Source organism: Roseobacter weihaiensis (assembly GCF_020622345.1).
Taxonomy (GTDB): domain Bacteria; phylum Pseudomonadota; class Alphaproteobacteria; order Rhodobacterales; family Rhodobacteraceae; genus Roseobacter; species Roseobacter weihaiensis.
Genome location: NZ_JACNMO010000015.1, coordinates 1 through 20767, shown reverse-complemented (window position 1 = coordinate 20767; position 20767 = coordinate 1). Strand labels below are relative to the sequence as shown.

Below are 20767 nucleotides of genomic sequence, written 5' to 3'. Positions count from 1 at the left end.
TCGTCATATTCAGCCAGTATTCCTTGAATTTTAGTCAATTACAGAGCATCTTGTTTTCCGATCCGGTGGGGGCCTGATTAGTGGGAGAGTTGGATGTCTGACGCATTCGCTCAATTTGAGAAACGCCTCGATAGCCTTGAGCGCAAGCACAAGGAGCTTGCGAAGGGGTATGTGGCAAAGATCAATCCCGATGGGCTGATTACGGTTGAGCCGAAAAAGGGGCGCACGGGGCTGCGCCTGCGCATCCTTGCTGCCGCCATTATTGGATTTGCGTTCTTCAAGGCGGTGACACTGGCTGCCGTTGGTCCTGCGACCTACGCGGGACGCATTGAGGCATTGAGCTTGGGCACCTCGTTCGAGCAGGCCTGCGCCTGGATCATGCAGGTCGACCCGGTCACGTCCCAGTTGGCGGGTCTGTTGTTGAGTGTATTTGGTTAGCGTTTGGTAAGAACGGTCAAAGTGCCGTTTTTGTGATGAGTATCGAAAGTCCCTCCAAGGATTTCGACTGTTAAAAAGCCGCGCCCTTCTCTGTTGGAAGGCGCGGCTTTTTCTTTTCCATCAACCGGATAGACCGACTGCGTCATCGTGTGATCTTGTTCTCTGCAACAGCGTCGATGTCGCTCCGGGTCAGACCGATATCTGCCAGTTCGCGATCTGTCAGGGCGCTCAGTGCGTTGCGGGTGACGCGTGCGTCATTCCAGGCAACAGCGGCGGCGAAGACCGTGTTGAGCTTGCCAAAGAGACGGCTCGCTGCTGTGGCGGAACCGTAAGTAGTGCGTGTGGTATCGAAAATAGCCATGATAGCCGTCCTTTTATCTGAGAGTGAACCGGTCATGCCGGTGCGTTGTGAGGGGCAGATAGGGTGTGCCTGAATTTTAAGCAAGATGAGAAAACGCAAGGTCGATATGCAATTCTTGCATAGGTATTGTGCATGGTTAAATTGCCGTAAATAAAAAGAAAATAATGCTTTTGAATTGTCGTAGACAGGTCAATTACCGACGCTTTTGCGCCTTGGTCCGGGTGTTTTGAACAAACGGCGCGAATATTCTGCCAAAAAAGGAACTGCTTGGCGGATGTTCGCCTTTCGTGCTAGTGCATCAAAAAAGAGATAAATTGGCAGGGCAGGCGGCATGACACGTGTAATTGGCATTGATCCGGGGTTGCGCAATCTCGGGTGGGGCATCATCGACGTAGCCGGCAGCAAGCTGACGCATGTGGCGAACGGTGTTTGTCGGTCGCAGGGTGAGGCGCTGGCCGATCGTTTGCTGTCCTTGCACCAACAGCTTACCTCCGTGGTGGCGCGCTACCTGCCGCAGGTCGCCGCGGTAGAACAGACCTTTGTCAACAAGGACGGAGCAGGCACGCTCAAGCTTGGGCAGGCGCGCGGCATCGCGATGCTGGTTCCAGCGCAGGCGGGGCTGCCCGTGGGAGAATATGCGCCCAATAAAATCAAAAAAACCGTGGTCGGGGTTGGCCATGCCGACAAGGCGCAGGTATTGCATATGGTCCGGCTTCAACTGCCGGGCGCCGTGATCGAGGGGGCGGATGCTGCAGATGCGCTTGCGATTGCCATTTGCCATGCGCACCACAGCGGGGCCGGCGGGCTGAGTGCAGCGCTGGCGAGGGCCCGCGCATGATCGGCAAGATTACCGGGCGGCTGGAGCACCGTGCTGCAGATCACGTGCTCGTGGATGTTCAGGGCGTGGGGTATCTGGTCTATTGTTCCGAGCGGACGCTGGCCGCGCTGCCGGGCAATGGCGAGGTTGTCGCCCTTTTTACCGATCTGGTGGTGCGCGAAGACCTGATGCAGCTTTATGGTTTCACCACGCTGGCAGAGAAAGAATGGCACCGGCTGCTGACCTCCGTGCAGGGCGTTGGGGCCAAGGCGTCGCTGGCGATCCTCGGCACGCTGGGGGCAGATGGGGTGGGCCGCGCCATTGCACTGGGCGACTGGAGCGCGGTCAAGGCGGCCAAAGGGGTCGGGCCGAAGATTGCACAGCGTGTGGTCCTCGACCTCAAGGATAAAGCGCCCGGTGTCATGGCGATGGGCGGTACGGTCGCGCAGGCGAGCGGCGAGGCAGCGGCAGCGGTGTTGCAGGATGTAGCAGCGGCCCCCGCACCCGCGCCGCAAAACCCTTCGGCCCAGGCAGACGCGCTGTCGGCTCTCGGCAATCTGGGCTACAGCCCCTCCGATGCGGCCAGTGCCATCGCGCAGGCCGCTGGCGATGACCCTGATGCGGATACCACCGCGCTCATTCGCGCTGCGTTGAAACTCCTCGCGCCAAAGGGCTAGGGTGCGTCAGCTAGGCAGGATACCTCATGAGCGATATTGACCCCACCGTCCGGCCCGACCCGCTGCCAGAGGACCGTGACCGCGCGCTGCGCCCGCAGATGCTGGACGAGTTCGTGGGTCAGGCTGAAGCGCGCGCCAATCTTGCCGTCTTTATCGCCTCCGCGCGCCACCGGGGCGAAGCGATGGACCACACGTTGTTTCATGGCCCGCCCGGCTTGGGGAAAACCACGCTGGCGCAGATCATGGCGCGCGAATTGGGCGTGAGTTTTCGCATGACCAGCGGTCCGGTGCTGGCCAAGGCGGGCGATCTGGCGGCGATCCTGACCAACCTTGAGGCGCGCGATGTTCTCTTTATTGACGAAATTCACCGCCTGAACCCGGCGGTCGAAGAAGTGCTCTACCCCGCGCTGGAGGATTTCGAGCTCGATCTGGTGATCGGGGCAGGCCCCGCCGCGCGCACCGTGCGCATCGAATTGCAGCCCTTCACGCTGGTCGGTGCCACCACGCGGATGGGCCTCTTGACCACCCCCTTGCGCGACCGTTTTGGCATCCCCACCCGGCTGCAGTTCTACACCAACGACGAGCTTTTCGTGATTGTCGACCGCAATGCCCGCAAGCTCGGTGCCCCCGCTGACGAAGGTGGTGCGCGCGAGATTGCCCGGCGCGCGCGCGGTACGCCACGGATTGCGGGGCGGCTTTTGCGCCGCGTCGTGGATTTTGCCGTGGTCGAAGGGGACGGTAAGGTGACCCGTGACCTGGCGGATATGGCGCTGACCCGTCTGGGCGTCGATCACCTGGGGCTGGACGGCGCGGATCGGCGGTACCTCACGCTGATCGCGGAGAACTACAGCGGCGGGCCGGTGGGGATCGAGACGCTCAGTGCGGCCCTGAGCGAAAGCCGTGACGCGCTGGAGGAAGTCATCGAGCCGTTCCTGTTGCAACAGGGCCTGATCCAGCGCACCCCCCGTGGCCGGATGCTGGCGCACAAGGGCTGGGCGCATCTGGGCCTTGACGCGCCCAAGGCCCAGACCGATCTGTTCGGGGGGTAGAGATGGCGGAACCCGCAACACCGATGATGGCGGCGGCAGAGGTCGAAGCGCTCTTTACCCGCGGTGACGGGCAGTTCGCCTTTGCCCGCTGGGGGCGGCCCATCGCACCGGTGGTCTTTGGCGTCAAGGACGAGACGCTGGCAGTGGTTAAGGGCGCGCTGGAAGCGGTCATGGCGCTCTCGGGTCACAAGATGGCAGAGACCGACCCGGAACTGGGCAGCAACATGATGCTGTTTTTCTTTCGCGACTGGGACGAGCTGCCAGAGGTGCCGGGGCTGGACCGGCTGATCCTTGATCTGGGCCCGCTCCTGGACCGTCTGAAAGCGGTGGACGCCAACCAGTACCGGATTTTCCATTTTGAACCTGACGGGGCGATCAAGGCCTGCTTTGTGTTTCTGCGCATGGATGAAAACCTCAGCGCCGTACCCGCCGAAACACTGGCGCTGAGCCAGATCGTGCAATCTGTGCTGCTGTGGTCCGACACCGCGTTCAAAGACCGCTCACCCCTGGCTGTTGTGGGCGAAAGAACCATCCTGCGCCCCGAGATTGCGGGGCTCATCCGCGCGGCCTATGATCCGGTGTTGCCCGCGCAGTCCACTGACGTCAGCCATGCCCTGCGGCTGATGGCGCGCGTCGGGTTGGCGCAATGAGCCATGTTTTTCCGATCCGGGTCTATTATGAAGACACCGATATGGCGGGCATCGTCTATCACGCCAATTACCTGCGGTATATTGAACGGGCCCGCAGCGACTGGGTGCGCGAGATCGGCATCGACCAGCTTGCGATGAAAGCGGACGGCATCGTCTTTGTGGTGCGCCGGATCGCGGCCGACTACATCGCTCCGGCCCGGTTCGACGACAGGCTGGAGGTGCGCACAACGCTGACCCGGCGGAGCGCCGTGCGGATGGTCATGAGGCAGAACCTCTACCGCGATGACAAGCTGATCTTTGCGGCAGATGTCACGATTGTCTGCATCGGCGCGGGGGGAAAACCCGTCAAATTGCCAGCAAATCTTCGCTTACTTCCCATCACCCCTGCTGAATAACACCATAGTGATAGCTTTCTGGATGTTGCTGGGCTAGAATCAGGCGTAATGGAGGTCGAAACAATCGACCCTGGGTGTATTGGGCAAAGAGCAGGCATATGGAAGCAGAAACGCTGGCAATGGCGCACGAGATCGATTTCTCGTTCTTCGGGTTATTCGCGCGCGCCACTTTAATCGTAAAAATCGTGATGATCATGCTGATCGTGGCTTCGTTCTGGGCCTGGTCGGTGATCATCATCAAGCTGATCCTCTATCGCAAGGCCCGCACCGAGGCAGCGGCCTTTGACCGGTCGTTCTGGTCGGGGGAGCCGCTGGACGGTCTTTTTCAGCAGGTCGGACCGGCGCCCTCGGGCGGCAGTGAAAAGATATTTGCTGCCGGGATGACCGAGTGGCAACGCTCTCACCACGATGACGGCGGGCTGATTGCGGGGGCCACACAGCGGATCGACAGGTCGATGGATGTGGCGATCAACAAGGAATCCGAGCATCTGCGCGACGGGTTGACGGTGCTGGCGACGATTGGCTCTTCGACGCCGTTCATCGGTCTTTTTGGCACGGTGATCGGGATCATGAATGCCTTTATCGAGATTGCTGAGCAGCAAAACACCAACCTTGCCGTGGTGGCACCGGGCATTGCGGAGGCGCTCCTGGCCACGGGACTGGGGCTCTTTGCGGCGATCCCGGCGGTGATCTATTACAACAAGCTGAGCGCGGATGCGGACCGCATCCTGACCGGTTATGAATCCTTCGCGGATGAATTTGCCACCATCCTCAGCCGCCAGCTGGACGGTTAGGGTATGGGAGCCGGGGTTATCCAGAAGGCGGGCGGCAGCACCAAGCGGCGGCGGCGCACGTCGCGGTCGCAGCCCATGTCAGAGATCAATGTGACGCCCTTTGTCGACGTGATGCTGGTGCTGCTCATCATTTTTATGGTGGCCGCCCCCCTGCTGACGGTCGGCGTCCCGGTGGAGCTGCCCAGAACCGCCGCCGGCGCCTTGCCCACAGATCAGGAAGAGCCCCTGACCGTAACTATCACGGCAGACGGGGGCATTCAGATCCAGACGACAGAGACAGCCGGAAACGAGCTGATCCCAAAGCTGCGGGCCATCGCTGCAGAGCGGACCTCAGACCGGGTGTTTCTGCGGGCCGATGGCGGCGTGCCATATGCCCGGGTGATGGAAGTGATGGGCGCGCTCAACGCCGGGGGCTTTTCCAACATCGGGCTGGTGACGGATATCGGCGGTCCGACGCTGGATGGGACGGATGCGTCTGACGGCGCTTCTGACGGGGCGGATCGGTAGGCGCGCGGTGCACACCGGACATTATATCTCAGGCGCGGGGCATCTGTTTCTGCTCGGGTTCATGGTCTTTGGTGATGTCTTCGCCTCCGAGCCATTGCCCTTTGAAGCCACCGATGTCTCGGTGATTTCAAGTGCGGAGTATGAAGCTCTCGTGGCCGCCGGCCAACCGCCGGAGCAGGCCACGGAGGTGGCGCAACCCGCTGATCCCGAGATCGTTCCGGAAACCCCCGACCTGCCGACACCGCCAGAGGAGCAGACGGAGCTTGTCACGCCTGCGCCGACGCAGACACCGGATGTGGAAACACCGCCCGATGTCTCAGAAATCGACCCCTTGCCGCCGCCAGCGGATATCTCCGATCAGGCCCCTGTTCTCGATCAGCCTTCGGCCGACATCGCGGTTCTGGTCCCCGAAGTGAGCGATCAACCTGTGCCCCAGGCCGCAGACCGCGTGGCCCCCGAGGCTGTCGCGCCGCCCGAGCCCGAAGCAATTCCCGATCCGGTCGAGCAAGAGGCGGTCACCCCTGACGCGGCGGGCGAAGTTGAGCAGGACCCCTCCGAGGCGACCGCCCCCGAGGCCGCCGCGACCGAGATCGTGACCGAAGCCGAGGAGCCCGCCCGCGCGCCGGAGCAATCCCGACGTCCGCCCGCGCGCCGGCCCGAGGCTCCGGTGCAAACAGCCGCCACGCCGCCGGCCCCGGCGGAGACGCCCTCCAACGAGGATGCGGTCACTGCCGCCCTGCAAGAAGCACTTACAGCCGACAGCGACGCGCCCGCAGCCCCCCAGGGCCCGCCGCTCTCTGCGGGCGAAAAGGAATCGCTGCGGGTGGCGGTGTCGAGCTGCTGGAACGTCGGGTCCCTGTCAACGGATGCTTTGGGCACCACCGTTGTGGTCGAGGTCTCCATGTCGCAGGATGGCCGACCCATCACCGGATCGATCCGCATGGCGTCGAGTTCGGGGGGATCAGAGGTTGCGGCGAGGCAGGCCTTCGAGGCCGCGCGGCGTGCGATCATCCGCTGTGGTGCGCGCGGCTTTGAATTACCGGTTGAGAAATATAGTCAATGGCAAGAGATTGAGATGACATTCAATCCCGAAAGGATGCGGGTCAAATGAGATTTCAGGCAGCACTTATGATGGTGGCACTGGTGGTGGCAGCGAGTTGGGGCGGGACCTTCGCCGCGGCGCAGGACGGCCCTCTGCGGATCGAGATTACCGAAGGGGTGATAGAACCCTTGCCCTTTGCCTTGCCCGTCTTTGAGGCGGAAACCGGGGATGCGGGCGCTCTGGCAACCCAGATCAGCCAGGTGGTCGCCGCTGATCTGACCGGCACCGGCCTTTTTCGCGAAATCGCGCCGTCGGCCTTTATCAGCAATGTCACGAGCTTTGCCGCCCCGATCCAATATGCGGACTGGAAGGCCATCAACGCGCAGGCCCTGATTACCGGTGCTGTCGCGGTGCAGGGCACGCAAGTGAACGTGAAATTCCGCCTCTATGACGTCTTTTCGGGCGCAGAGATGGGCGACGGCCTGCAGTTTACCGGCACCGTCGAGGGGTGGCGTCGCATGGCCCATAAGGTCGCGGATGCGGTCTACAGCCGGATCACGGGTGAGGGCGGATACTTTGACAGCCGCGTGGTTTACGTGTCCGAGACCGGCACCAAGGATGCCCGACAAAAGCGTCTGGCCATTATGGATTACGACGGGGCCAACGTGCAGTTCCTGACCGACAGCAGTGCCATTGTCCTGGCCCCTCGGTTTTCGCCCGATGGTCGCCGCGTGCTCTATACCAGTTACGAGACCGGCTTCCCGCGCATTTACGTGCTCGATGTGGGATCGGTCCAGCGCCGCGTGCTCGAAAGCCAGGAGGGCACCATGAGCTTTGCCCCGCGCTTTGCCCCGGATGGTCAGACCATCGTCTACTCGCTCAGCCAGGGCGGCAATACGGACATCTATGCGATGAACATCAACGGCGGAAACGTCACCCGGCTGACGTCGGCCCCCTCGATCGAAACCGCGCCGAGCTTTTCGCCCGATGGCAGCCAGATCGTCTTTGAAAGCGACCGGTCGGGCTCGCAGCAGCTCTACATCATGCCTGCGCGGGGCGGTGAGGCCCGGCGCATCTCGTTCGGGCCGGGACGCTACGGCACGCCGGTGTGGTCGCCGCGCGGGGATCTGATCTCATTCACCAAGCAGAACAGTGGCCGCTTTCACATTGGTGTGATGCGCGTCGATGGGTCGGAAGAGCGGTTGCTGACCGCCTCCTTCCTTGATGAGGGGCCAACCTGGGCACCGAACGGTCGGGTTATCATGTTTACCCGCGAAACCCAAGGCGAACAGGGGCGCTCGACGCTCTATTCCGTGGATATCACGGGCCGCAACCTTCGGCCTGTCCGCACGCCGGAGGGCGGGTCCGATCCCTCATGGTCACCTTTGTTGCAATGAGCGCGCAGGCAAGACAGACCGTTTCAATGCGCCACGCACTGTGGTAAAACACCTGTAATAAAAAGAACCCTTTTGACCGAAAGAGGCAAAGAGCATGAAACTGACAAGAAATATCCTCCTCCTCGTGGCCGGGTTGGCCCTGGCGGCCTGTACGGATGCCACGAGATTTGGCGCGGACGGCACGGGAGCAGGCGGCGCAGGGGCCGGTGGCCCGATTGTGCCGGGCAGCGCGAACGATCCGACATCGACCGCGTTCTTCAACCAGACGGTCGGAGATCGCGTGCTTTTTGCCGTGGATCAGTCCGACATCAATGACGCAGGGCGCACCACGCTGGAAGGGCAGGCGCAATGGTTGCTGGCCAACACCGACTTCACCGCCGTGATCGAAGGCCACGCCGATGAGCAGGGCACCCGCGAATATAACGTCGCCCTTGGTGCCCGCCGGGCCAATGCGGTGCGCGAATATCTGATCTCGCGCGGGGTTGCGGGCAACCGTCTGCGCACAGTCAGCTATGGCAAGGAACGCCCCATCGAGATTTGCAGCAGCGAGGCCTGCTACCAGAAAAACCGTCGTGCGGTCACCGTGCTGGCGGGTGGTCTGACCGGGTGATCTGATGCGGTTTATCCTTGCCTCTTTGCTCTCTTTGACGCTGTGGCCGCTGGCGGCGGCCGCTCAGGATGACCAGACCCTTGCCGATATCCGGCAGGAGCTGACGGTGCTTTATGTCGAGGTCCAGCGGCTCAAACGCGAACTCTCGACCACCGGAGGCCCTTCGGTGGCCACCGGTGGCGAAACGGTGCTGGAGCGGATGTCGGCCATGGAGGCGGAGCTCCAGCGCCTGACCTCCAAGACCGAGCAGTTGGAGTTCCGCGTGAGCCGCATTGTAGAGGATGGCACCAACCGGATCGGGGATCTTGAGTTTCGGCTGGTTGAGCTGGAAGGCGGCGATATCGCGGCCCTGGGGGAGACCACGACGCTGGGCGGAGACACCGGCGAGGCGCCTGTGACAACCGGCGACACCATTGCGCCTGCCACCGGCACGGCAAGCAGCGGCCAGGCGCCCCTCGGGGCGGCCACCGGCACGCAGTTGGCAGTTGGCGAAGAGGATGACTTCAAACGGGCGCAGGCGGCTCTGGCCGATGGTGAGTATCAGCAGGCCGCAGATCAGTTTGCCGCGTTTTCGGTCACCTATCCGGGCGGCCCGCTGGCAGCGGGCGCGGATCTGGGCCGGGGGGAGGCTCTCGAAGGGCTGGGCAACACGCGGGAGGCCGCACGCGCCTACCTTTCCAGCTTCAGCGCGGATCCCGAAGGACCCATGGCACCACAGGCGCTGTTTCGGCTTGGGCGATCACTGGGCGCGCTTGGTCAGACCCAGGAGGCCTGTGTGACGCTGGCCGAGGTTGGTATCCGCTTTCCCGGTGATGCGGCCGTGGCGCAGGCGGCGGAAACCCGACGCGCGCTGGCCTGCTCCTAGGGGCCATGACCCGAAGCCTCGCTCAGCAGATCGAAGAGCATCTGCTGCCGGATCCGCCGGCGTCTCTTGGTGTTGCGGTGTCCGGGGGGAGCGATTCCATGGCGCTCTTGCGGCTGCTGCATGATTTTGCACAAGACCATCCCATCGCGCTTTTCTGCGTGACGGTTGATCACGGATTGCGCAAAGAGGCGGCGGATGAAGCGCGCAGGGTGGCGGAGGTCTGTCAACAGCTTGGTGTGCGCCATGAGACCCTGATCTGGAAAGACTGGGACGGCAGTGGCAACACGCAAAATGCCGCCCGCGTTGCGCGCTATACTCTCATGTCAGATTGGGCGCGGCGGTGCGGTGTCTCCACCATTGCTCTCGGCCATACGCAGGACGATCAGGCTGAAACCGTGTTAATGCGGCTGGCGCGCGGGGCCGGTGTGGACGGGCTGAGCGCAATGTCCCCGAAAAGCGACCGCTGGGGGGTAACATGGCTGCGCCCGTTGCTCCATGTCTCGCGGGCGGCCTTGCGGGCCTATCTGACGGCGCGGGATCAGTCGTGGATCGAGGACCCGACCAACGACGACACCCGCTATGACCGGATCAAGGCCCGACAAGCGCTGGATCATTTGGCGCCTTTTGGACTGACCCGTGAGACATTGGCGCAGGTGGCCGGGAATATGGCAGAGGCCCGGACGGCCCTGTCACAACAGACAGCGGCGGCGGCCCGCGACATCGCCGACGTGAAAGGCGGGGCGCTGAGCCTGGATTGGCCCGCCGTCCAGCACCTGCCCAAAGAGATCAGCCGACGGCTGATCGTGCAGGCGCTCCAATGGATCAGCGGTGCTGTCTATGCGCCGCGCCAACGCAGCATCGCGGCGGTGATGGCGGCGTTGCGCGCGGCTGGCAGCGCGACACTGGAAGAGTGTCACCTGAAGGTCATCAACAACACGCTCTGGATTTTCCGGGAATTGAAGGCGGTCGAGGCTGCATCCGTTCCGCTGGGGGCGCTTTGGGATGGGCGCTGGGTCGTCACAGGCCCTGAGGAGGGCGCGGATCTGCGGGTTGCCGCTCTGGGGGAACAGGGCCTCGCGGCCTGCCCCGACTGGCGCGACAGGGGCCTGCCGCGGGCTCTTTTGCTGGCAACCCCGGCCGTCTGGCGGGGCGGGGAGTTGGTCGCGGCACCGCTGGCCGACCCCGCATCCGGGTGGCACGCGCGGCTCAAAGACGGGGAGAGGTCCTTTTTTGCCGCAGTTTTCTCGCATTGAACCTGCGCGCGAAGTGTCTATCTTAGGTATGTGGTGCTATCATGCCGATGCACACCACCCGCAGATTTAGGAGATTTTCCTTGGGGAACGCACGCAACATCGCCTTTTGGGTCGTATTATTCCTGCTGATACTCGCACTGTTCAATCTGTTCAGTGGTCCGGGCAGCACGATGCAAAGCCGTGAAATCAGCTATTCGGAATTTGTTGAGGCGGTCGAAGCCGGCGAAGTCAGCAATGTGACCCTGGACGGAGAGCAGGTACGCTTCCGCCAGTCTGACGGCACGGACTACGTGACGATCAAACCGTCGGATGCAGAGATCACGCAGCTGCTGATCGCGAATGACGTAGCCATGCGGGCAGAACAGCAGCAACAGTCGGGCTTTCAGACCTTCCTGATGTCGCTGTTGCCGTTCCTGCTGCTGATCGGCGTCTGGATCTACTTCATGAACCGGATGCAGGGCGGCGGCAAAGGTGGCGCGATGGGGTTTGGCAAATCCAAGGCCAAGATGCTGACCGAAAAGCATGGCCGCGTGACCTTTGACGATGTCGCGGGCATCGACGAGGCCAAGGAAGAGCTTGAAGAGATCGTCGAGTTTCTGCGCAACCCGCAGAAGTTCAGCCGCCTGGGCGGTAAAATTCCCAAAGGGGCATTGCTTGAAGGCCCTCCCGGAACAGGTAAAACCCTTCTAGCGCGGGCAATTGCGGGTGAAGCGGGCGTGCCGTTCTTTACCATCTCGGGGTCCGATTTCGTTGAAATGTTCGTCGGCGTCGGCGCGAGCCGCGTGCGCGACATGTTCGAGCAGGCCAAGAAAAACGCACCCTGCATCGTTTTCATCGACGAGATTGACGCGGTCGGGCGGCACCGGGGTGCTGGCTACGGTGGCGGGAATGACGAGCGCGAACAAACGCTCAACCAACTGCTGGTCGAGATGGACGGGTTCGAGGCCAACGAGGGTGTTATCATCATCGCGGCCACCAACCGCAAGGATGTGTTGGACCCGGCCTTGTTGCGTCCGGGCCGGTTTGACCGTCAGGTGACCGTGGGCAATCCGGACATTAAAGGCCGCGAGAAGATTCTCGGCGTGCATGCCCGTAAAACGCCCCTGGGGCCTGATGTGGATTTGCGCATCATCGCGCGCGGGACACCGGGCTTTTCCGGGGCGGATCTGGCCAACCTGGTGAATGAAGCAGCTTTGGGTGCCGCCCGTGTCGGACGGCGTTTCGTGGCGATGCTGGATTTTGAACAGGCCAAGGACAAGATCATGATGGGCGCGGAGCGTCGCTCCATGGTGATGACCGATGCGCAGAAAGAGATGACCGCCTACCACGAGGCGGGCCATGCGCTCGTCGGGATCAAGCTGCCGAAATGCGACCCGGTCTACAAGGCAACGATCATCCCGCGCGGCGGCGCCCTTGGCATGGTGATGAGCCTGCCCGAGATGGACCGTTTGAATATGTTCAAGGATGAATGCCACCAGCGTCTGGCCATGACCATGGCGGGCAAGGCGGCGGAGATCCACAAATATGGTCCCGATGCTGTCTCGAACGGGCCTGCGGGCGACATCATGCAGGCCTCCGGTCTGGCGCGCGCGATGGTGCTGCGCTGGGGCATGTCGGACAAGGTCGGCAACATCGACTACTCAGAGGCCGCCGAGGGCTACCAAGGCAACACGGCGGGCTTTTCCGTCTCGGCCAACACCAAGGAGCTGATCGAGGAAGAGGTGCAGCGCTTTATCCAGGACGGCTATGACTGGGCGCTGAAAATCATCCAGGAGAACGAGACGGAGTTCGAACGCCTGGCCCAGGGCCTCTTGGAATATGAAACCCTGACCGGCGAGGAGATCAAACGCGTGATGAACGGAGAGCCGCCGGTGCCGCCCTCTGATGAAGAAGACAAGCCCGACAGTGGCTCTGCCCCAAGCCTGACGGGCATTCCGAAGGCCAAGGCGAAAGCCAAGAAAAGGCCCCCTTCCGACGGCGGGCTGGAGCCGGAGCCGTCAACCTGATCAGGCATGGCGATGGCTGCGTCACAAAAAATCATGAGGCTCCGCGGCAGCGGGGCCTTTTCTTTTGGGCATCCCTTTTGCATCCTTGCGTCCAGATCACCAACAGGAGTGTCCCGCGATGCCTGCTTTGAAACCGACATCTTTCGCTGGCCAAGTGGTCTGGCTGGGCCGTGTCACCGACATCGAGACCACGTTGCGCTCAGAGAGGTTGAACGACGTCTATCTGGGGTTTGCCGGGATCGAAGGGGAGTGCCACGGCGGCCTGACCCGACCCGCCTGTGTGCGGACCAAGGCGCAATACCCAAAGGGCACTGAAATCCGCAACGTGCGGCAACTGACGATCCTGTCGCAGGAGGAGCTTGACGGGATCGCCGCCGACATGGGGCTCGACAGCCTTGATCCGGCCTGGTTGGGCGCCTCCATGGTGGTGAAGGGCATCCCGGATTTCTCTCACGTGCCGCCGTCCTCCCGCTTGCAGGCCGCGAGCGGTGCCAGCCTGACGGTTGACATGGAAAACCGCCCCTGCATCTACCCCGGTCGCGAGATCGAGAAGGACCGCAAAGGCTTTGGGCCGCGCTTTAAACCCGCCGCTGAAAATCGTCGCGGCGTCACCGCCTGGGTGGAGCGGGAAGGGCCGGTGGCGCTTGGGGACAGCATCACCCTTCATGTCCCCGACCAACCGGTCTGGGCGCACCTGGAGGCGGCGCGCGGGTAGCATTCGTTTCCGAAACGAAACGCCAGAGCCGTTTGTCGCCGCAACATGCTTTGAAAATGTCGGAAATGCCCTTCTTGGGCGGTAGGGCACCCCTGTATGCAGACGGTGGCACCAAAGCCCATGCGGCATGTTCAGGGGATTCTTTCATGGCTTACAAAACCGATATCGAAATTGCGCGCGCAGCAAACAAGCTGCCGATCCAGGAGATCGGCACCAAACTGGGCATTTCCAGCGATGATCTGCTGCCCTACGGCCACGACAAGGCCAAGGTGTCGCAGAGCTTCATCAACTCCGTGCAGGGCAATGAAAACGGCAAGCTGATTCTTGTGACCGCGATCAACCCGACGCCGGCGGGCGAGGGTAAGACCACAACCACCGTGGGGCTGGGCGATGGCCTCAACCGCATCGGTAAAAAGGCGGCGGTCTGCATCCGCGAAGCCTCTCTTGGCCCGAACTTTGGCATGAAGGGCGGCGCGGCGGGTGGCGGGCACGCTCAGGTCGTGCCGATGGAAGAGATGAACCTGCATTTCACCGGCGACTTCCACGCGATTACCTCTGCGCACTCGTTGCTGAGCGCGATGATCGACAACCACATCTACTGGGGCAACAGCCTTGAAATCGACACCCGGCGCGTTGTCTGGCGTCGCGTGGTAGACATGAACGACCGCGCATTGCGTCAGATCACCACCTCTCTTGGGGGCGTGGCCAATGGCTTCCCGCGTGAAACGGGTTTTGACATCACCGTGGCTTCCGAGGTGATGGCGATCCTCTGTCTGTCCAAAGACCTCGATGATCTGCAAAAACGTCTGGGCGACATGATCGTGGCCTACCGCCGTGACCGTAGCCCTGTCTATGCCCGTGACATCAAGGCGGATGGTGCGATGACCGTGCTGCTCAAGGATGCGATGCAGCCCAACCTCGTACAGACACTCGAAAACAACCCCGCCTTCGTGCACGGCGGTCCATTTGCCAATATCGCGCATGGATGTAATTCGGTGATCGCCACCACCACGGCACTGAAACTGGCCGATTACGTTGTGACCGAAGCGGGCTTTGGCGCGGACCTCGGAGCCGAGAAGTTCCTCAACATCAAGTGCCGCAAGGCAGGCCTCGCGCCCTCCTGCGTGGTGGTCGTGGCCACCGTGCGTGCGATGAAGATGAACGGCGGCGTGGCCAAGGCGGACCTCGGCGCGGAAAACGTGGAGGCGGTGCAGAACGGCTGTGCGAACCTGGGCCGTCACATCGAGAACGTGAAGAGCTTTGGCGTGCCGGTGGTTGTGGCGATCAACCATTTCGTCACCGATACCGATGCCGAGGTGCAGGCGGTCAAGGACTACGTGGCCGGGCAAGGATCGGAAGCGGTGCTGTCGCGCCACTGGGAACTGGGTTCCGAAGGGTCCGCCGATCTGGCGACCAAGGTGGTCGACACCATCGAGAAGGGTGAGGCCGATTTTGCGCCGATCTACCCTGACGAGATGAGCCTGGCCGACAAGATCAACACGATTGCGACCAAGATCTACCGCGCCGATGCCGCGGTGATGGATCAGAAGATCCTCACTCAGTTGAAGGATTGGGAAGATCAGGGCTATGGAAGCCTGCCGGTCTGTATGGCCAAGACGCAATACAGCTTTACCACCGACCCCAATGAGCGTGGCGCGCCAACCGGCTTTGACATTCCTGTGCGCGAAGTGCGTCTGAGCGCCGGAGCGGGTTTCGTGGTTGCCATCTGCGGCGAGATCATGACCATGCCAGGTCTGCCGCGCGTTCCTTCCGCCGAAGCGATCAAACTGAATGCCGACGGCGATGTGGAAGGTCTGTTCTGAGGCTGCCGGTCTGATTGCCGGGATGCAGAGGGCAAATCGCTTGCCCTCTGCCTAAACTGCTCGCAAGCTGTGCGCATGATCCAGAAGAGGAAAACATGATGACCAGAGTCTTTGCAGTTTTACTAAGCCTTGTTCTCGCTTCACCTGTTGCCGCGCAAGACCGCTACGTCGGGTATTACTACCCCGAGGTGACCACCGACGAGACGTTTGATCGCATGGTGCGCAGCTCGGAAGGGGCCGACAAGACTGTCCGGATCGATTTTGTGAACGTTCTGACCACCGCCCAGCTCGAAGCGCCTGAAAGCCCGCGATTTGTGTTTTTCACCAAGGGCGAGGGGGCAAAGACGCTGATCCTGGTTGCCCTTGATGACGAGGTTTTTTCAACGATTTACCGCGCACGCGCCATTCTGGCCCAACTGACCGTCAGCGTGCGCCGGGGTGGCTATTTCCGGCAGGAGGACCTGCAATACGTCGCCACTTTCTACGATCTGCTGCAACTGATGGCCTTTGATGAGCTCATCATCAGCGACGGACAGAACTGGGCCCACCGGGTTAATTTTGTAAGATAACAGGAAACACTAAATGTCAGCTACCCTCATCGATGGAAAAGCCTTTGCCGGGCGCGTGCGGACCCAGGTCGCAGAGCATGTTGCGCGTCTGAAAGCGGATCATGGGATCACCCCTGGCCTGGCGGTCGTCCTGGTGGGAGAAGACCCCGCAAGTCAGGTCTATGTGCGCTCCAAAGGCAAGCAGACGGTCGAGGTCGGGATGAAATCGGTCGAGCACAAGCTGGATGTCTCCACCGCGCAAGAGGACCTTCTGGCGGTCATCAACCAGCTGAACAATGATCCTGAAATCCACGGAATCCTTGTGCAATTACCTCTTCCTGACCATCTGGATGAAGACATGGTGATCAACGCTATTGCGCCGGAAAAGGACGTGGATGGGTTTCACATCTCGAATGTGGGCCTGTTGGGGACGGGGCAGAAGAGCATGGTGCCCTGCACACCGCTGGGCTGTCTGATGATGCTGCGGGACCATCACGGGTCGCTGTCGGGGATGGACGCGGTGGTGATTGGCCGGTCGAACATCGTGGGTAAGCCCATGGCGCAGTTGCTGCTGGGCGATAGCTGCACGGTGACCATTGCGCATAGCCGCACCAAGGATCTGGCCGATGTGGTGCGCCGCGCCGATATCGTCGTGGCGGCTGTTGGTCGCCCCGAGATGGTGCCGGGGGACTGGATCAAACCGGGGGCCACGGTCATCGATGTGGGCATCAACCGTCTCGACGCGCCGGAGAAAGGCGAGGGCAAGACACGGCTTGTCGGGGACGCGGATTTTGAAAGCTGTGCGGCCGTCGCGGGCGCGATCACACCGGTGCCGGGCGGTGTCGGGCCCATGACCATCGCCTGCCTCTTGGCCAATACCGTGACTGCCTGCTGTCGCGCCAACAGGCTGGAGGAGCCCGAAGGGCTGACCGCCTGACCCTAGCGGGCCACAGGCATCATCGTGCCCTGCAGCACCGCGATCGGAACGTCCCGATCGTTTGTTACGGCATAGACATCCGCTGCCACGACCACCAACCGGCGGCCTGATTTGAGAACCCGGCCCTTGGCCAGCAGGTAGTCGCCCCTTGCCGGGGCCAGCAGGTTGATCTTGATCTCGGCGGTTACGACTTCCATCTCGAGCGGTATACCCGTGAGTGCTGCGTAGCCCGCCGCGCTGTCGCCGATGGCAAAGGTCAGCCCGGCGTGCCCAAACCCCTGTTGTTGCAGGCTGCCCGGCAGAATGGGCGCTTTGATCGTGACCTGACCTTCAGCAATCCCGGCAAGCTCCGCGCCGAGCGTCTGCATCATGCTCTGCGCGTTGAAACTCTGGTGAATACGGTCTTTTACGGCGGCGTCCATCGGCGTGTCCTAACGTGGCATTGGCACGCAAGTGGGCCTCGGACCGGTCAGAATGGCAAGCGCTTTTGGCTGCATGATCTGGCTGAGGCGCGCGGCGTCGCTGGTCAGCCCGCCGGTATAGGTGCCGTAGGCGGGCAGAATGAGCCGGGCGGCGTCGACCAGAAACGCAGGGCGGGAAATCAGGCGCCCACGGGTCGCGACGCGCACCTTGGGGTGATAATGGCCGGATACCTCGCCCTGCCCGCAGGTCTCCGCGATATGGCGGAACGTCAGGGACTGCAGCGTTAGCTGTTGCAGGTGCTCGCCGGCAAATTCGACCGGTCCCGGATCGTGGTTGCCTTCGATCCAGATCCAGTGCCGGCCCGCCTGCAATCTGGCGATCCAGAGCCGTTCGTCCTCGGACAGGCTTTGGGCAGCCGTCAGATCGTCGAAACTGTCCCCGAGGCAGATCACCTTGCGCGCGTTGGTGGCGTCAAGGTCGCTGCCAAGCCGCGTCAGCGTATCGCGCGTCTCGTAGGGCGGCAGCGATTGGCCGGACCGCCGGGCGACCCGTTCCGATTTGCCCAGATGCAGGTCCGAGACACAGAGCAATTCCTCCGCTGGCCACCAGAGCGCACCGGATGGCATCGCCTTGAGGGCCGCGTCGCAGAATGAAAAATTATGGCAGTTCATGATTTGTTCATTACGCATTCCCTCCGGGTTGGCAAGGGGTCACCACCCCACCCGCCACTTCGGTTTGTCGCTGGGCGGCGGCGTGATCTGGGCAAGACCGGCTGTCTCCATCAGGCGCGCGGCTTCTTCCGCCAACAGCTTTTCCTCGGCGGCCCCTTTGACGGGCACGCGCCCCATTTCCAGCAGCATGGGGGCTGCAAGCGGGCTCACCCGCGGCAGGGTCAGATGGTCGATCCGCCCGGCCACCCGTTCGGCCATTTCCCGGATGCGGCCAAAATCCACGAGCCCGCGCAGCGCTTCTTCGCGGGTGATCTGCAACAGCAGGTGGTTGGGGTCGTATTTCTGCAAGGTGTCGTAGAGAATATCCGAGCTGAAGGTGGCCTGTCGCCCGGTCTTGCGCGCCGAGGGTGTGTTGCGCTGAATGAGGCCTGCGATGGTGGCGCTGGCGCGAAAGGTCCGCTTCATCACAGCGTTCCCGGCCAGCCAGGTGTCCATCCCGTCTTCCAGCGCCGCAAGATCAAACAGCGGCGCCGGATCCTGCAGCCGTTTCAACCCCCAGATCAAGGTGGCGTAGTCGGTTGCCACAAACCCCAGCGGGTCGAGCCCCATCTCCTCCATCCGTTTGGTCAGCAGCAGGCCAAGGGTTTGATGCCCATTGCGCCCGGCAAAACCGTAAAACACCGTCTGTTCGCGGCCATCATGTGGAAAGCTCTCAATCAGCAGCCGTCCGGGTTTTGGCAATTGGCTGCGGCTGCGTTGCAGGCCGAGCCATTCTGCGGTGTGACCCGGCAGATCGGACCAGTCGTCTTGTTGAAAGATTTCGATAACGCGCGCACTCAACTGTGTGGAGGTGGCGAATTTTGTCCCCAGAAAGGTGGCCACCTTGGGTTTTTTGGCCGCGTTGCGACTGACCTCCACCGTCATGTCGCGCAGCCCCTCGTAGCGCACGATCTGCCCGCCGATCAGAAAGGTATCGCCGGGGGTCAATGTGGCGGCGAAACCCTCTTCGATCTCGCCCAGCGGCTTGCCCCCCCGGCTGCGCCGCAACCGCACTTTCAGCGTATCCGTATCCTGGATGGTGCCGATGTTCATGCGGATCTGACGGGTGGCCCTGGGGTCGCGCAACTGCCAGGTGTCCTCGGGGCGTTGCACAAGCCGCTGCCATTGGTCGTAGGCGCGCAAGGCATAGCCGCCGGTTGCACAAAAATCGAGACAGGCGTCAAAAGCCGCCCGGCTCAGACCCGCATAGGCCCCAACGGTGCGCACTTCGTCATAAAGCGCATTGGCGTCGAACGGGCCTGCGCAGGCGGTGATCAGGATATGCTGGCAGAGCACATCCCGTGGGCCCGCCCCCCGCGGATCGCCATCCAGGGTGCCCGCCCGCACCGCATCGAGGGCGGCGTGGCATTCAACCACCTCGAACCGGTTGGCCGGGACAAGCAGCGCCTTGGACGGTGCGTTGTAGCGGTGGTTGGCCCGCCCGATCCGTTGCACGAGCCGCTTGACGTTTTTGGGGGCCCCGATCTGGATCACAAGGTCCACGTCCCCCCAGTCGATCCCCAGATCAAGGCTGCCGGTGCAGACAATGGCCCGCAGGTCACCGCGCACCATCGCCGCCTCAACCCGCTCCCGCTGCACCCGGTCGAGGGAGCCGTGGTGGATTCCGATCGGCAACCCTTCATCGTTTGCAAGCCACAGATTGTGAAAGAAAATCTCGGCCTGCGCGCGGGTGTTGTGAAAGATCAGCGTGGTCTTGTGGGCCTTGACAGCCGTCAGCACCGCCGGGATCGCATAGGCAGCGTTGCCACCCGACCAGGGTGGCGGCTCGGCGGTGGTGAGCATGGCGATATCGGGCGCAGGACCGGGGTCCGCCATCAGGATATCGCAAGGATCAGGGTGGCGGGCAAGCTGGCGTGCGATGGCGGCAGGGTCCTCGACCGTGGCCGACAGGCCCACCCGTCGCAGGTCGGGGCAGAGCCGCTGCAACCGACCCAGGGCCAGCATCAGCTGGTCCCCGCGTTTGGAGTCGGCCAAGGCATGGATTTCATCGACCACAACCCGCTTGAGCCCTTGGAAGATACGCGGTGCATCCTCGTAGCTCGTCAGCAGGGCGAGGCTTTCGGGCGTGGTCAGCATGATATGCGGCGGGTCGGCGCGTTGCCGCTTCTTGCGGCTGGCGGGCGTGTCGCCGGTGCGGTCCTCGATGCGGATCGGCAGGCCGATTTCGGTCACCGGCGTGGTCAGGTTGCGCCTGATATCCGCCGCCAGGGCCTTGAGCGGCGAGATATAAAGCGTGTGCAACCCGTCGCGCGGGGCCTCCGCCAGATCCACGAGCGTGGGCAGGAAGCCCGCCAGTGTCTTGCCGCCCCCGGTGGGGGCGATCAGCAGCAAGGCCGCCGCATCGGCCCGGTCCAGCATCTGTTGCTGATGGGGGTGGATCGACCATCCCTTTGAGGCGAACCAGTCGTGGAATGAGATAGGAAGTGCGCGCATACACGAAGTTTAGCGCGGCGGATGCGGTAAGCCAGCCTCGAAACCGATGCACGTGCGGTAGGAGACCGATGCCTCCTCGCACCTTTTTTGCTTCTTTGTTAGGATGTCCGCATTTGATTGCTTGGCGGGACATAGCATGAGTAATCGGGCTGGCCTGATGGCTGGGTTGGGTTCTCGATAGAGTTGCGGTGATTACTGCAACCTGAGGAGAACGAGATGGATTACTATGTGGGTTTGGACGTGTCGCTACGATCTGTGGCCGTTTGCGTGATTGATGCCGATGGCAAGCACGTCTT

Annotated in this window: 23 protein-coding genes; 18 read left to right on the top strand and 5 right to left on the bottom strand. The window is 62.3% G+C overall.

Features of this window, described 5'->3' with window-relative positions; genetic code table 11:
* The first annotated feature begins 93 nt into the window (after window positions 1–93).
* Window positions 94–438 (top strand): hypothetical protein, encoded by a 345-nt coding sequence (locus H7847_RS16095; RefSeq protein WP_227270504.1) that lies wholly within the window; start codon window positions 94–96, stop codon window positions 436–438.
* Here the strand turns inward: H7847_RS16095 and H7847_RS16090 are convergent.
* Both H7847_RS16090 and H7847_RS16085 read right to left on the bottom strand, forming a co-directional pair.
* Window positions 435–584: a hypothetical protein gene (locus H7847_RS16090; protein WP_227270503.1), complete on the bottom strand. Its 150-nt coding sequence runs from the start codon at window positions 582–584 to the stop codon at window positions 435–437. The two genes, H7847_RS16095 and H7847_RS16090, sit on opposite strands and share 4 nt — an antisense overlap.
* Complete coding sequence (locus tag H7847_RS16085; RefSeq protein WP_227270502.1) at window positions 581–799, bottom strand: DUF1127 domain-containing protein; 219 nt, start codon at window positions 797–799, stop codon at window positions 581–583. Before H7847_RS16085 ends, H7847_RS16090 begins: the two co-directional genes overlap by 4 nt.
* Before the next feature lie 331 nt (window positions 800–1130).
* Here H7847_RS16085 and ruvC point away from each other — a divergent pair, with 331 nt between their 5' ends.
* The 17 genes from ruvC to folD all read left to right on the top strand — a co-directional run bounded on the left by ruvC (window position 1131) and on the right by folD (window position 16884).
* Window positions 1131–1637: a crossover junction endodeoxyribonuclease RuvC gene (gene ruvC, locus H7847_RS16080; RefSeq protein ID WP_227270501.1), complete on the top strand. Its 507-nt coding sequence runs from the start codon at window positions 1131–1133 to the stop codon at window positions 1635–1637.
* Complete coding sequence (gene ruvA, locus H7847_RS16075; RefSeq protein ID WP_227270500.1) at window positions 1634–2293, top strand: Holliday junction branch migration protein RuvA; 660 nt, start codon at window positions 1634–1636, stop codon at window positions 2291–2293. The genes ruvC and ruvA overlap by 4 nt, the downstream gene beginning before the upstream one ends.
* A gap of 26 nt (window positions 2294–2319) precedes the next feature.
* The gene (ruvB, locus tag H7847_RS16070; protein WP_227270499.1) at window positions 2320–3342 is read left to right on the top strand and encodes a Holliday junction branch migration DNA helicase RuvB; all 1023 of its coding nucleotides are present in this window, start codon (window positions 2320–2322) and stop codon (window positions 3340–3342) included.
* Between the two features lie 23 nt (window positions 3343–3365).
* On the top strand, window positions 3366–3992 hold the full coding sequence (locus H7847_RS16065) for a hypothetical protein (RefSeq protein ID WP_406676015.1): 627 nt from the start codon (window positions 3366–3368) through the stop codon (window positions 3990–3992).
* Entirely contained in the window at window positions 3989–4387 is a 399-nt protein-coding gene (gene ybgC / locus H7847_RS16060) for a tol-pal system-associated acyl-CoA thioesterase (protein WP_227270498.1), read from the top strand. The genes H7847_RS16065 and ybgC overlap by 4 nt, the downstream gene beginning before the upstream one ends.
* Before the next feature lie 98 nt (window positions 4388–4485).
* Complete coding sequence (gene tolQ, locus H7847_RS16055) at window positions 4486–5181, top strand: protein TolQ (protein WP_227270497.1); 696 nt, start codon at window positions 4486–4488, stop codon at window positions 5179–5181.
* Between the two features lie 3 nt (window positions 5182–5184).
* The gene (gene tolR / locus H7847_RS16050; protein ID WP_227270496.1) at window positions 5185–5688 is read left to right on the top strand and encodes a protein TolR; all 504 of its coding nucleotides are present in this window, start codon (window positions 5185–5187) and stop codon (window positions 5686–5688) included.
* Window positions 5651–6799: an energy transducer TonB gene (locus tag H7847_RS16045; protein ID WP_227270495.1), complete on the top strand. Its 1149-nt coding sequence runs from the start codon at window positions 5651–5653 to the stop codon at window positions 6797–6799. The genes tolR and H7847_RS16045 overlap by 38 nt, the downstream gene beginning before the upstream one ends.
* A 17-nt stretch (window positions 6800–6816) precedes the next feature.
* Window positions 6817–8127, top strand: coding sequence for a Tol-Pal system beta propeller repeat protein TolB (gene tolB, locus H7847_RS16040; protein ID WP_227270618.1), 1311 nt, complete (start codon window positions 6817–6819; stop codon window positions 8125–8127).
* Window positions 8128–8221: 94 nt separating this feature from the next.
* Complete coding sequence (gene pal / locus H7847_RS16035; RefSeq protein ID WP_227270494.1) at window positions 8222–8737, top strand: peptidoglycan-associated lipoprotein Pal; 516 nt, start codon at window positions 8222–8224, stop codon at window positions 8735–8737.
* 4 nt (window positions 8738–8741) lie between these two features.
* Window positions 8742–9602, top strand: coding sequence for a tol-pal system protein YbgF (gene ybgF / locus H7847_RS16030; RefSeq protein ID WP_227270493.1), 861 nt, complete (start codon window positions 8742–8744; stop codon window positions 9600–9602).
* A gap of 5 nt (window positions 9603–9607) precedes the next feature.
* Window positions 9608–10855 (top strand): tRNA lysidine(34) synthetase TilS, encoded by a 1248-nt coding sequence (tilS, locus tag H7847_RS16025; RefSeq protein WP_227270492.1) that lies wholly within the window; start codon window positions 9608–9610, stop codon window positions 10853–10855.
* Between the two features lie 80 nt (window positions 10856–10935).
* Window positions 10936–12861 (top strand): ATP-dependent zinc metalloprotease FtsH, encoded by a 1926-nt coding sequence (gene ftsH, locus H7847_RS16020; protein WP_319799777.1) that lies wholly within the window; start codon window positions 10936–10938, stop codon window positions 12859–12861.
* Between the two features lie 118 nt (window positions 12862–12979).
* A complete protein-coding gene (locus tag H7847_RS16015) occupies window positions 12980–13576 on the top strand; it encodes an MOSC domain-containing protein (RefSeq protein WP_227270491.1) in 597 nt (198 codons plus the stop codon).
* Between the two features lie 146 nt (window positions 13577–13722).
* On the top strand, window positions 13723–15399 hold the full coding sequence (locus H7847_RS16010) for a formate--tetrahydrofolate ligase (RefSeq protein ID WP_227270490.1): 1677 nt from the start codon (window positions 13723–13725) through the stop codon (window positions 15397–15399).
* A gap of 95 nt (window positions 15400–15494) precedes the next feature.
* On the top strand, window positions 15495–15968 hold the full coding sequence (locus tag H7847_RS16005) for a hypothetical protein (RefSeq protein ID WP_227270489.1): 474 nt from the start codon (window positions 15495–15497) through the stop codon (window positions 15966–15968).
* Window positions 15969–15981: 13 nt separating this feature from the next.
* Entirely contained in the window at window positions 15982–16884 is a 903-nt protein-coding gene (gene folD, locus H7847_RS16000; RefSeq protein WP_227270488.1) for a bifunctional methylenetetrahydrofolate dehydrogenase/methenyltetrahydrofolate cyclohydrolase FolD, read from the top strand.
* Between the two features lie 2 nt (window positions 16885–16886).
* On the opposite strand, the gene H7847_RS15995 is transcribed toward folD, so the two are convergent.
* The 3 genes from H7847_RS15995 to H7847_RS15985 are packed head-to-tail and all read right to left on the bottom strand — an operon-like array spanning window position 16887 to window position 20471.
* Window positions 16887–17306, bottom strand: a complete 420-nt coding sequence (locus tag H7847_RS15995; RefSeq protein WP_227270487.1) for a PaaI family thioesterase — start codon at window positions 17304–17306, stop codon at window positions 16887–16889.
* A gap of 9 nt (window positions 17307–17315) precedes the next feature.
* On the bottom strand, window positions 17316–17978 hold the full coding sequence (gene pdeM, locus H7847_RS15990) for a ligase-associated DNA damage response endonuclease PdeM (RefSeq protein WP_227270486.1): 663 nt from the start codon (window positions 17976–17978) through the stop codon (window positions 17316–17318).
* A gap of 39 nt (window positions 17979–18017) precedes the next feature.
* Window positions 18018–20471, bottom strand: coding sequence for a ligase-associated DNA damage response DEXH box helicase (locus H7847_RS15985; protein ID WP_227270485.1), 2454 nt, complete (start codon window positions 20469–20471; stop codon window positions 18018–18020).
* Window positions 20472–20767 lie beyond the last annotated feature (296 nt).